The organism is Caulobacter sp. P1_B12_2, from assembly GCF_056406675.1.
Map to the genome: position 1 here is coordinate 1 of NZ_JBFTZS010000092.1, position 12,414 is coordinate 12,414.

General features: G+C 68.1%; 9 protein-coding genes. 5 read left to right on the forward strand and 4 right to left on the reverse strand.

The genetic code is table 11. The annotated features are described in order from the left end of the window. Positions 1 to 473: 473 nt before the first annotated feature. Positions 474 to 1,019: a GNAT family N-acetyltransferase gene (locus tag AC1DZ6_RS08065; RefSeq protein ID WP_477096676.1), complete on the reverse strand. Its 546-nt coding sequence runs from the start codon at positions 1,017 to 1,019 to the stop codon at positions 474 to 476. Positions 1,020 to 1,088: 69 nt separating this feature from the next. Here AC1DZ6_RS08065 and AC1DZ6_RS08070 point away from each other — a divergent pair, with 69 nt between their 5' ends. Next, positions 1,089 to 1,466, forward strand: coding sequence for a YybH family protein (locus AC1DZ6_RS08070; protein ID WP_477096677.1), 378 nt, complete (start codon positions 1,089 to 1,091; stop codon positions 1,464 to 1,466). A gap of 155 nt (positions 1,467 to 1,621) precedes the next feature. Next, the gene (locus tag AC1DZ6_RS08075; RefSeq protein ID WP_477096678.1) at positions 1,622 to 3,460 is read left to right on the forward strand and encodes a DUF885 domain-containing protein; all 1,839 of its coding nucleotides are present in this window, start codon (positions 1,622 to 1,624) and stop codon (positions 3,458 to 3,460) included. Positions 3,461 to 3,506: 46 nt separating this feature from the next. Here AC1DZ6_RS08075 and AC1DZ6_RS08080 read toward each other — a convergent pair whose 3' ends face one another. Continuing rightward, positions 3,507 to 5,111, reverse strand: a complete 1,605-nt coding sequence (locus tag AC1DZ6_RS08080; RefSeq protein ID WP_477096679.1) for an EAL domain-containing protein — start codon at positions 5,109 to 5,111, stop codon at positions 3,507 to 3,509. A gap of 267 nt (positions 5,112 to 5,378) precedes the next feature. Here AC1DZ6_RS08080 and recA point away from each other — a divergent pair, with 267 nt between their 5' ends. Next, the gene (gene recA, locus AC1DZ6_RS08085) at positions 5,379 to 6,449 is read left to right on the forward strand and encodes a recombinase RecA (RefSeq protein ID WP_477096680.1); all 1,071 of its coding nucleotides are present in this window, start codon (positions 5,379 to 5,381) and stop codon (positions 6,447 to 6,449) included. Between the two features lie 411 nt (positions 6,450 to 6,860). Beyond that, on the forward strand, positions 6,861 to 9,512 hold the full coding sequence (gene alaS, locus AC1DZ6_RS08090) for an alanine--tRNA ligase (protein ID WP_477096681.1): 2,652 nt from the start codon (positions 6,861 to 6,863) through the stop codon (positions 9,510 to 9,512). Between the two features lie 147 nt (positions 9,513 to 9,659). Here alaS and AC1DZ6_RS08095 read toward each other — a convergent pair whose 3' ends face one another. Continuing rightward, positions 9,660 to 11,147 carry an FAD-dependent monooxygenase gene (locus AC1DZ6_RS08095; protein WP_477096682.1) on the reverse strand — a complete coding sequence of 496 codons (1,488 nt, stop codon included), beginning with the start codon at positions 11,145 to 11,147 and terminating at the stop codon, positions 9,660 to 9,662. Between the two features lie 251 nt (positions 11,148 to 11,398). On the opposite strand from AC1DZ6_RS08095, the gene AC1DZ6_RS08100 reads away from it, so the two are divergent. Further along, positions 11,399 to 11,923, forward strand: coding sequence for a hypothetical protein (locus tag AC1DZ6_RS08100; RefSeq protein ID WP_477096683.1), 525 nt, complete (start codon positions 11,399 to 11,401; stop codon positions 11,921 to 11,923). 152 nt (positions 11,924 to 12,075) lie between these two features. Here AC1DZ6_RS08100 and AC1DZ6_RS08105 read toward each other — a convergent pair. Continuing rightward, on the reverse strand, positions 12,076 to 12,414 hold a 339-nt coding region (locus AC1DZ6_RS08105), incomplete at its 5' end, for a GMC oxidoreductase (RefSeq protein ID WP_477096684.1).

Genomic DNA, 12,414 nt, shown 5'->3' on the forward strand with positions numbered 1-12,414 from the left:
GCAGGGAAAGGGCGCATGGCCAGCGACCGATGCGGCGGCGGGGGGCGATCGAGCGGAGAGCGCTCATCGACGTCGGGCTCGCGTGCGTAGGAGTTGGACGACCTCGTGGTTCTTGGCCTTGCCGGGCTTGGAAGACAGAAACGGTAGGACGACGAGGGTCGGTGAGAGCAACAGGCCTGCGGGGGATACGCAGGCGGTCCGGGGATCCCGATGCTGCGGGACCCGTCCGTCGGAGGCGCTTCTGGTAAGGCGTTAAGAGCGCCACCCGCYRGARGGCTCCTGGAAAACGAGCGCGCGGAGCGTCTGGCTTCGTCGAAACGGTATTTATCAAAGAACTCCGGACGGTGTCCGGCGCTCCGCGACCCTTTCCATTCCCTCAGCGGCCAGCCGCGTGAGAGCGASAGATCGTGCCGGTGAACACWTGCCCCACCTGGCGGCAGCGCCGCCTGTCASCGGCGAGGGGGCGGAGGCGCTCACCCCCGCTGGAACAGCACTGTCGGCGCGTCGCGATAGGTCGTCCGCGTCACCTCCACGAAACCCATCTTCGCGGCCAGTTTCAGCGACGTGGCGTTGTCGGGATCGATGATGCAGACCACCGGCGTCTCGCCCCACTGGTCGCGCGCCCAGGCCAAGGCCCCGACGATCGCCTCGCTGGCGAAGCCCTGGCCGTGGGCCCAGCCGGCCAGGGCCCAGCCCATCTCCGGGATCCCGTCGATCGAGGGCTCTATGCCCCGGTGGAAATCGGCGAAGCCGATCTCGCCGACATAGCGGCCCGTCGCGGTCTCGCGCGCCGCCCAGTAGCCGTAGCCGAGCACCTCCCACAGCCCGCGGGCGCGCAGCAGGCGCTGCCAGCTTTCCTCGGGCGTCGAGGTGCGGCCGCCGATGTGGCGGGTGACCAGCGGGTCGCTCCACATCGCGGCGCTGTCCTCGAAATCGGACGCCTGGGGCGGGCTCAAGGTCAGGCGGGCGGTGGCCAAGGTCGGCGGGGTCTTGGTCGGCGGGGTCGGGGGCGGAATCATCGAGGTCCTGTTCCGGTCTGCGCGGCCAGCCTATACGGGCTCGGCCAGACGCCAACCGCCGGAATGCCCATGACCGCGCCGCAAGACGCCATCGCCGCCCGCCGCAAGCTGACCAACAAGCTGATCGCCGGCAAGGACGCCCGTCGCCTGGCTCCGTTCTTCGCGCCGGACATCAAGGTGATCGTCGGCGACGGCTCGCTGATCCTCGGCGCGCGCGACGTGCTGGAGGCCTTCGCCGGCCAGTTCGCCGACCCCGCTTTCGTCGCCTATGTCCGCACGGCCGAGCGCATCGACCTGGACGCCGCCGGGGATCGGGCCGCCGAGCACGGGACCTGGGTGGGCACGGTGCGGGGCGTGGCCGACACCCGCGGGACCTATCTGGCCACCTGGCGCAAGGTCACCGGCCAGTGGGTGATCGAGAACGAGCTGTTCGTGACGTTGAGCTAGGGATCGGGAGCTAGTGATCGGGAGCTAGGCGGCTGGTCGCACGAAACGTGCCCTCCGTCGCAAGATGACGGGGAATTAATACCGGCGCCGTTGCCGCGCGGGGCAAGGGCCTCTACGCCTTTGCGTCAAACACTTCGAGGGAAGGGGACCCCACCTTGCAAAACCGCCGTCAGATGCTGCTGTCCACCGTCGCCGTCGGCCTGGCCGCCGCGACCCCGGGCCTGGCCCTCGCTCAAGCCGCCGCGACGTCGGGCCAGAGCGCCAAGCTCAACGCCCTGTTCGACGCGATCATGGCCAAGCAGCTGCGCCAGTCGCCGGAGACGGCGACCAGCCTGGGCCTGGACGTGGGCGAGCTGGCCTGGACCAAGGCCCAGCTGGCCGACCGCTCGTTCGCCGCCATCGACGCGGGGATCGCCCAGACCAAGCAGCAACTGGCCGACCTGCGCGCCATCGACCGCAAGGCCCTGACCGGCATGGACGTCGTGAACTACGACACCGTCGAGTTCACCCTGGCGGTGCAGGACGAGGGCAACTCCAAGTTCACGTACGCCGGCGGTGGTTCGGGCGCGCCCTACGTGCTCAGCCAGCTGACCGGCGCGTACCAGTCGTATCCGGACTTCCTCGACACCCAGCACGCGATCGAGATCAAGGCAGACGCCGACGCCTATCTGTCGCGGATGGAGGCCTTCGCCCGGCTGATGGACCAGGAGTCGGCGATCGCCAAGCGCGACTACGCCGACGGCGTGATCCCGCCGGACTTCATCATCGACAAGGCCCTGGTGCAGATGAAGGCCTTCGCCGACACGCCCACCGCCGAGGCGCCGCTGGTGCTGTCGGTGGCCCGCCGGACCAAGGAAAAGAACATCCCGGGCGACTGGGCCGCCGAGGCCAGCAAGGTCTACGAGACCTCGGTGCTGCCCGCCCTGAAGCGCCAGATCGCCCTGCTGGAGAGCGTGCGCCCGAAGGCCGTGCACGACGCCGGCGTCTGGCGCCTGAAGGACGGCGGCGACTATTACGCCGTGTCGCTGAAGAACTACACGACCTCGACCCTGACCCCCGACGAGATCCATCAACTGGGCCTGGACCTGGTGAAGTCGATCTCGACCGAGATCGGCAAGATCTTCGACAAGCAGGGCCTCACCAAGGGCACGCCCGGCGAGCGGATGCGCGCCCTGGCGACCGATCCCAAGCAGGTCTACGACAACACCGACGCGGCCAAGGAACAGCTGATCGCCGACCTGAACGCCAAGGCCAAGTGGATCGACAAGCAGCTGCCGGCCTATTTCGGCCAGCTGCCCAAGGCGCCGCTKGAGATCCGCCGCGTGCCCAAGGCCATCGAGGCCGGCGCGCCGGGCGGCTACTACAATTCGCCCTCGCTCGACGGCAAACGGCCGGGGATCTACTGGATCAACCTGCGCAACACCGCCGAGCAGCCGCGCTTCACCCTCACCACCCTGACGGTGCACGAGGGCGTGCCGGGCCACCACCTGCAGCTGTCGATCTCCAACGAGGCCCAGGGCCTGCCGCTGCTGCGCAAGACCATCGGCAATTCGGGCTACACCGAGGGCTGGGCGCTGTACTCCGAGCAACTGGCCGTCGAGATGGGCATCTACAAGGACGACCCGTTCGGCCATATCGGCATGCTGCACGACGCCCTGTTCCGCGCCGTCCGCCTCGTGGTCGACAGCGGCATGCACTACAAGAAATGGAGCCGCGAGCAGGCCGTGAAGTACATGGCCGAGGCGATGGGCGACGAGGAGAGCGGCACGATCACCGAGATCGAACGTTACGTCGTCTGGCCGGGCCAGGCCTGCAGCTACATGGTCGGCAAGATCACCTGGCTGCGGGCTCGCGAGCGGGCCAAGAAGGCGCTGGGCAAGAGCTTCGACATCCGCAAGTTCCACGACGCCGGCCTGCAGGCGGGCATGACCCCGCTGACCGTGCTGGACAAGGTGGTCGACAACTACATCGCCGCGACCAAGGCGGGAAAATAGGTTTGAGTTTCTTCCCTCCCCACAAGGGGGAGGGAAGGGCTCTGTTCTACCCCCAGCCCTCCGACACCCCCGCCCGGCGCGCCGCCGGGGCCACCGAGGCGATCTTCAGCGCCGGCTGCGGCTGGTCTGCCGGCTTGCCGAACAGCCAGCCTTGGGCGAAGTCGACGCCGGCCTTGCGGACCACGTCCTCGACCTCGGCGGTCTCGACCATCTCGGCGACGGTGCGGATCTTCAGGTCGCGGCACAGCTCGACCAGCCGGCGCACCATGGCCCCGTCGCGGCCGTTGCCGGCCAGCTCGCGGACGTAGCGGCCGTCGATCTTGACGATGTCCAGGTTCAGTTCCTGCAGGTAGGCGAACGACGCGGCGCCGGCCCCGAAGTCGTCCAGGCAGACCAGCGAGCCCAGGGCGCGCAGGGCCTGGATGTGCTGGTTGGCGCGCGGCAGGTCGTCGATGGCGCTGGTCTCGGTGATCTCGAAGATCAGCCGCTTCTTGGCGACGTCGGTCTTGGCCAGCAGGCGGTCAATATGGTCGACGAAGCCCTCGTTGACGATGGTGCGGCCCGAGACATTGACCGCCAGCTTCATCGCGCCGGTCCGGTCGGCGGCCAGCCGTTTGACCGCCATCTCGGCGATGGCGTGGTCCAGCTCCTCGATCAGGTCGAATTCCTCGGCCATGCGGATCAGCTGGAACGGGCTGCCGCCGTCCTCGAACCGCACCAGGGCCTCGTGGTGATGGGCCAGACCGGTCTTCAGATCGACGACCGGCTGATAGACCAGGGTGAAGCGCCGCTGGCTGACCGCCACCCCCAGGGCGCCGGCTCGCGACAGGGTGCGCTTGACCGATCGGTTCATCGCCTCGGACAGGCTGTGGGGCGGGGTGTCCTTCAGGCCTTCGCGCAGGAAGTCGTCGAGAGCGTAGCGCAGGGCCTTCAGGCCGCGCGCCGGGGCGACGCCGCCGTCGATCGGCACGACGTGAGCGCTGGCCTGGACGGCGGTCCCGAGGGTCAGGCGCTGGGCCATGTCGTCGGTGTGGTCGGCCTTGGCGCGGACCAGGGCGAAGCGATCGGGCGACAGGCGGGTTGCCATGCCGCCGGCGTGGGACTCGGCCCGCACGGCGCCGGCCAGCTTGAGGTCCAGGGCGCGGGCCTCGGGCTTGGACAGTTGTTGGCGCACGGAATCCAGGCCCAGGAAGTCGATCATGGCCAGCTCCAGCTCCAGGCCGGTGACGCGCGCCGCTTCGAACAGGCCGCGGGCGATGTCCTCGAAGCTTTCGCGGCTGCGCAGGCCTTCGGCGTTGACTTGTCCGAACGGGGCGGGGGCCGGCGTGACGGAGACCGAGATCCGGCCGCCGTTGTCGGGCAGGGCGCGCATCGTCAGGTTCACATGACGCGGCGGTTCGCCGGCCATGCGCACGGTGATCGGGCCGTGCCTCAGGCCGTCTTCCGTCACGCTGGTCGCGGCGTCGATCAGGGGTCGGTCGGCGACCGTGAACAGGTCGCGCCAGGCGCGGCCCATCAGGGTCCGCTCGTCCTGACCCATGATCCGCTGGGCCGCGCCGAGCGCCAGGGTCACCCGGCCGTTCTCGACTTCCAGAAGCAGGTCGGCGCTGGCGAAGGCCAGGCCCAGAAGGCGGCGTGGATCGATCGACAAGACTTCAGGTCCCCCGGGAGGGGGCAGGATGGCCGGGCGTCGTTAAGGGCGGGTTTCGGTGAAGCGCTTGGCGTCGCTTCCAGCCAGGGAAAAATGTCGCACCGATCGATGCGACCGCTTCTGGCGCATGCTCTCTCTAGAGTAAGAACATGTTGCGAACATAGAACAAAACATGTACGCATTAATCATTCCACAGGCGGGTGGGCGCGGCGGTCGCGAACCTCCGATCCGACTGTTGGAATCATGGAATAAGGGCGGACCTCTCCAATGAGCAATCAGGCGGCTTTGAAACTCGTGGGCAAAGAAGACGGCGACAAGCAACGGGCTCTGGAAGCCGCGCTGGCCCAGATCGACCGGGCGTTCGGCAAGGGCTCGGTGATGAAGCTGGGCGACAAGGGCAAGGTCGAGATCGAGTCGGTCTCCACCGGTTCTCTGGGCCTGGACATCGCGCTCGGCATCGGCGGCCTGCCCAAGGGGCGGGTGATCGAGATCTACGGTCCGGAAAGCTCGGGCAAGACGACGCTCGCCCTGCACGTGGTGGCCGAGGTTCAGAAAGCCGGCGGCACCGCCGCCTTCGTCGACGCCGAGCACGCCCTGGATCCGGGCTACGCCTTCAAGTTGGGCGTCAATCTGGACAATCTGCTGGTCTCGCAGCCCGACAACGGCGAACAGGCCCTGGAGATCACCGACACCCTGGTGCGTTCGGGCGCCGTCGATGTCGTGGTCATCGACTCGGTCGCGGCCCTGACCCCCAAGGCTGAAATCGAAGGCGAGATGGGCGACAGCCTGCCCGGCCTGCAAGCCCGCCTGATGAGCCAGGCCCTGCGCAAGCTGACGGGTTCGATCAACAAGACCAACACCATCGTCATCTTCATCAACCAGATCCGTCACAAGATCGGGGTGATGTACGGCAGCCCGGAAACCACCACCGGCGGCAACGCCCTGAAGTTCTACGCCTCGGTCCGCCTCGACATCCGCCGCACCGGTTCGATCAAGAACCGTGACGAGATCGTCGGCAACAACGTCCGGGTCAAGGTGGTCAAGAACAAGGTGGCGCCGCCGTTCCGCGAGGTCGAGTTCGACATCATGTACGGTGAGGGCATCTCCAAGCTGGGCGAGATCATTGACCTGGGCGTCAAGGCCGGGGTGATCGACAAGGCCGGCTCATGGTTCTCCTACAACAGCCAGCGCATCGGCCAGGGCCGCGACAACGTCCGCGAGTTCCTCAAGGCCAACAAGGATCTGGCCGCCGAGATCGAGATCGCCGTGCGCAACTCTTCCCGGAAGATCGAGGAAGAACTGCTGGTCGGCGGTCCCGAGGACGACGGCGAAGAATAGGACTTCCCCGGTCCGGGCGTTCCTCGCGAGCGACCGGGCCGGCTGAAGGTTTCGCGGCCTCCGCTTCCTTGGTGAGCGACCCCGCCTTTATAGCCGCCGTGGAATACCGCCCGGCAGGCCGCGATCCCCGGACGCCTGGACCCCATGCCAGGCGTCCGATTTCGTTTAAAGCTCCGCCCCCATGGGGGACAGACCGCGAAGCGGTCAGGTGGGGGGAAGTCGGTGAGCCGCCGCGGTCGGCGCCTGCAAGATCATCCTCCTACGGGGACGATCACCGGGGCAGGGGCGTCGACTCCTCGGCAGCTATGCGGGCGCCTTCCCGGGGGAGGATTTCCACTCCGCTTGAAACCGCGCTATGCAGCGCCGACTTCCGGTTAGACCGGACTCAGTACGCAAACACCCGAGACGCCGATGCCCAGCCTCAACGAAATCCGCAGCACCTTCCTGAACTATTTCGGCGCGGCCGATCACGCCATCGTCCCCTCGGCGCCGCTGGTGCCGCAGAACGATCCGACGCTGCTGTTCGTCAACGCGGGCATGGTGCCGTTCAAGAACGCGTTCACGGGCGCCGAGACCCCGCCGCATCCGCGCGCGACCTCGTCGCAGAAGTGCGTCCGGGCCGGCGGCAAGCATAACGACCTCGACAACGTCGGCTACACCGCCCGCCACCACACCTTCTTCGAGATGCTGGGCAACTTCTCGTTCGGCGACTACTTCAAGGAACAGGCGATCACCCACGCCTGGACCCTGCTGACCCGCGACTTCGCCCTACCCAAGGACAAGCTGCTGGTCACCGTCTACCACACCGACACCGAGGCGGCCGACCTGTGGAAGAAGATCGCCGGCCTGACCGACGACCGCATCATCCGCATCGCCACCAACGACAATTTCTGGTCGATGGGCGACACCGGGCCCTGCGGCCCGTGCTCGGAGATCTTCTTCGACCATGGCGACCACATCCCCGGCGGCCCTCCGGGCAGCCCCGATGAGGACGGCGACCGGTTCATCGAGATCTGGAATCTGGTCTTCATGCAGTTCGAGCAGATGGCCGGCGGCGAGCGCGTCTCGCTGCCCAAGCCCTCGATCGACACCGGCATGGGCCTGGAGCGCGTCGCCGCCGTCCTGCAGGGCGTGCACGACAACTACGACATCGACCTGTTCAAGGCCCTGATCGCCGCCAGCGTCGATCTGACCGGCGTCAAGGCCGAGGGCGCCCAGGCGCCGTCGCACCGGGTGATCGCCGACCACCTGCGCTCGTCCTCGTTCCTGCTGGCCGACGGCGTCACGCCCTCGAACGAAGGCCGCGGCTACGTGCTGCGCCGGATCATGCGTCGCGCCATGCGCCACGCCTATCTGCTGGGCGCGCAAGAGCCCCTGATGCACCGCCTGGCCCCCACCCTGGTGGCCGAGATGGGCCAGGCCTATCCCGAGCTGCGCCGCGCCGAGGCCTCGATCGTCGAGACCCTGCGCCAGGAGGAAGAGCGCTTCCGCGTCACCCTGGGCCGGGGCATGGGGCTTCTTGACGAAGCTACCGCCGGGCTCGACAGCGGCGGCGTGTTGGACGGCGAGACCGCCTTCAAGCTCTATGACACCTATGGCTTCCCGCTGGACCTGACCCAGGACGCCGTGCGCGCCAAGGGCATCAAGGTCGACACCGACGGCTTCGACGTGGCCATGGACCGCCAGCGCACCATGGCCCGCGCCAACTGGGCCGGTTCGGGCCAGACCGGCGCCGCCGCCGCCTGGTTCCCGATCCGCGAGGCGAACGGCCCGACCAACTTCGTCGGCTATGAGAACACCGAAACCACCGGCGTGGTGAAGGCCATCATGTTGGACGGCGCCCAGGTCGATGCGGCCCAGGCCGGCGCCAGCGTCGACGTCCTGCTGGACCGCACCAGCTTCTACGCCGAGAGCGGCGGCCAGGCCGGCGACACCGGCGTGATCGAGGCCGGCGGCGTCGAGAGCCGCGTGACCGACACTCAGAAACAGGCCGGCGACCTCTATGTGCACCGCGTCGAGCTGGCCGGCCCGCTGAAGGTCGGCGACCAGGTCGTGGCTTCGGTCGACGCCGACAAGCGCACCACCACCCGCGCCAACCACTCGGCCGCCCACCTGGTGCACGCCGCCCTGCACCACGTGCTGGGCCCGCATGTCGCCCAGAAGGGCCAGATGGTCGACGGCGACCGCATGCGCTTCGACTTCAGCCACGGCGGCCCGCTGACCGCCGACGAGATCGAGCGCATCGAGGCCGAGGTCAATGCCGTGATCCGCCAGAACGTCCCGGCCGAGACCAAGGAAATGGCCCCGCAGGAGGCCATCGAAGCCGGCGCGGTGGCGCTGTTCGGCGAAAAGTACGGCGACAGCGTCCGGGTGCTGACCCTGGGCAACTCGCTGACCGAGGCCGGCAAGTTCTATTCGGTCGAGCTGTGCGGCGGCACCCACGTGGCCCGCACCGGCGACATCGCCCTTTTCAAGATCGTCTCCGAGCAAGGCGTGGCCGCCGGCGTGCGCCGCATCGAGGCCCTGACCGGCGAGGCGGCCCGCCGCTTCCTGCTGGACCAGGCCGGTGTCGCCAAGGCCCTGGCCGACCAGTTCAAGACCCCGGTCGCCGAGGTTCTGGCCCGCGTCGACGCCCTGGTCGCCGAGCGCAAGGCCCTGGAAAAGCAGCTGGCCGAGGCCAAGAAGCAGCTAGCCCTGGGCGGCGGCTCGGGCGGCGGCGCGGCTGGTCCTGAGGATGTCGCGGGCACGGCCCTGATCGCCCGCGTCCTGGACGGCGTCGGCGGCAAGGAGCTGCGCGGCGTGGCCGAGGAGTTCAAGAAACAGCTGGCCAACGGCGGCGTCGTCGCCCTGGTCGGGACCAGCGACGGCAAGGCCGCCGTCACCGTGGCCGTGACCGCCGATCTGGTCGGCAAGTTCAGCGCCGCCGACCTGGCCAAGGCCGCGGTTCTGGCGATGGGCGGCCAGGGCGCCGGCGGCAAGGCCGACTTCGCCCAGGGCGGCGCCCCGGATGGCGCCAAGGCCCAGGAAGGCCTGGACGCCATCAAGGCCGCTCTGGCGGGCTGATCGAGCCGCGACCCTCTTTCCGGACGGTTCGGTAAGTCCCCGAACCGTCCTTTTCATTCCGTATCGACTGTCCCAACGTCGGCGCCGATCCGGGCATGGCGATCGTCGGGAAAGGGTGGGAAGCAGATATCGGTAACCTAGTGCGCGTCAGACAGGCGTGCCTAGCCAATGCGCCTCCACCCGCGCCAGGTTGGTTGCCTGGAACGGCTCATCAGCAATCCAGGCCACAACGCCGTCTGGCCTGATCAGCACCGCCGCGAGGCCCAGGCGATCCTTCGCGTCGATGGGAATGTAGTTCATCCGATCTTTCCAACGGGCGCTGGCGGACTGAAGCGGCGCCACGCCATCGAAATCGAGAAGCACCCACTTACCCGCCCTGAGGCGCTCTCCGAGCGTCGTCCCGTCGGCGAGTTCGAAATTGGGCGCGCTCATTCCGACAAGCGGTTGGGTCGAACCGAGATCGTACCGCATCGCCACGCCCCAAAGGCGCTCGGCGAAGTAGGTCGCGCCGTCAGAGGTCTCGATGAGGTTGCGCATCACGGCCCCGAGCGCGCGGGAGCTCGGGCTTGGCCGCAGCAATGCGGTTTGAGCGCGGGACCAGTCCAGCACCCGAGCGCCCTGCGGATGACGTTCTTCAAAATAGGTGTCGAGCAGGCCGTCCGGCGCCGAACCCTTGGCGGTGGCGGCAAGCTTCCAGCCCAAGTTCATCGCGTCACCGAGTCCCAGGTTCAGTCCCTGGCCTCCCAACGGCGCGTGGATGTGGGCGGCGTCTCCAGCCAGGAGCACACGTCCCAACCGATACGTGGTCGCCTGATAGGCGCGGTCGGTCCAGGTGGTGGCGATATGCAGCGCGTTCAGCGTGACCTCGGAACCGGAGATGCGCCGGAGAACGGCCTGCACGTGGTCGAGCGTCAGCGGCGTGGATCTGTGCGCGGCGCCGCCGTCGAACTCGACCATCGCGATCACGCCGGGTTGCGACTGAAAATACATGCCCGTCGGCGTATAGGTGCGGCCCAAGGCCAGCGCGACGGGATCGGCGAGATCGACCTGCACCGAGTAGCCGGTGAATTCGGCGTCCGTGCCAACGAAGTCGAAACCGCAACGCTTGCGCACCAGGCTGCGGCCGCCGTCGCAGCCGACAAGCCAGCGGCCCTGGAAACGTTCCCCGCCGGCCTGGACCTCCACCGCGTCAGCCCCCTCGACGACGTCTCCAACCGCGCAGCCGCGCCTGATCTCCACGCCTAGCGCGGTGGCCCGCTCGGCCAGAGCCGTTTCCAGTCTATCCATCGTCGTGGGCATGGTGACGGCGGCCGGGGTCTGAAGACGGGGCGCGAAGCGCGAGCTGTCGATCTTGTCTGGCGGCAGGGGAATGCCTGCGAAATGGCCGCCCGGACGTCGGTTCGGCGTCGTCGACTCTGGCGGAGGCAGGGCGACAGCATCGAGCAACCCCCTGCGATGAAGCGCGTCGGTGGACGGCGCTGACAAGCCACGCAGTCCAAATGGCGGTCCTTTCAGAGGCGTGGTCGGGTGTGCGCCGGCTTCGAGCACCAGAACCGATAGTCCCGCCAATCGCACTTCACAGGCCAGGAACAAGCCGACGGGACCCGCGCCCGCGATGACAACATCGTACGTCATGGAAAAACAGCCTCGCGCTCGGCGATCAGATCGCCGCTTTGAACATCAATGTGTTCAGCGCTGACGACGCGAGCATCGCTCACGCCTCGGTCTAGGGCCCGCTGTCGGCCTTCAGCTGTTTATAGCGGAGCGCCCGCCGCCGTAAAGCCGAGGCCGGCCGACGCCGGGTTCAGGCAGTGACGCTGTGGCGCCGTTGATCACCTAAGCTGGCGGGGATAGCCTTCTCGCCACGTTCGAGAAAAGGGCGCCGCATGAAGTTGCTCATCGTCTCCATGGCGGCGCTCTCGTTCGCCGCTCCAGCCTTCGCGCAGGAATGGCCCAAGCAGGACTGGCGGCTCCTCCAGGTGAAACCCCTTCCGCAGGAGGCGCCCGTCAGCAGCAAGCGCGACGGCGGGGCCCGTCCGCCGGAAGCGTGGATGACGGGCGGCGACGCCGTCCGCCTCGGCGGTCCCGCCCCCGGCGCCCGCCAGACCGTCGCCGTGAACCTCAACTCGATCAATCGGGTCGGCGACAAGGTCGAGGTCCAGTACTTCGTCTGGCCGGACGACAAGTCGGACTACACCGAGATCACGTCCCGGATCGATTGCTCGAAGACCGGCGAACAGATCGTGCTCGCGCGACAGTATGACCGAGACTTCGCCTATGTCCGGACCAGCAACCAGGCTGTGAGGCGCACCGACGCGCGGGCTCGGGCGATCGCGACCTATGCCTGCGGCTCGCGGCGAGGCCATGGCGTCGACGGCAAGTCCCTGCCGGAAGTCGTGCAGGGCGGCTAGGCAGGGCGACAGCCTTTCGGCCGAGCATCATGCTGGGCGCCCGTGCCGTAAGCGGGCCTTAGACCCCTGCGCCCGATAGCGGACGTGCGAAGCGTCCGCCAAGGTTCGAAAGCCGGCCTCGGACTATTCTCTTTCCGGACGCTCACACCGCGTCACAGGCGATCCTCCAAGATCATCGCCGCGCCCTTTTCCGCGATCATCACCGTCGGAGCGTTGGTGTTGCCTGAGGTGATCGTCGGCATCACCGAAGCGTCCACCACCCGCAGGCCCTGAAGGCCGCGCACCTTCAGGCGCTCGTCGACGACCGCCAGCGGGTCGTCGACCGTCCCCATGGCGGCCGTGCCGACGGGGTGGAAGATCGTGGTGGCCAGCGCCTTGGTGGCCGCCAGCAGGTCTTCGTCCGTCTCGACTTCGGCGCCCGGCCGGAACTCCTTAGGCGCGTAGCCGGCCAGGGCTGGCTGGCCGACGATCCGGCGCGCCCAGCGCAACGA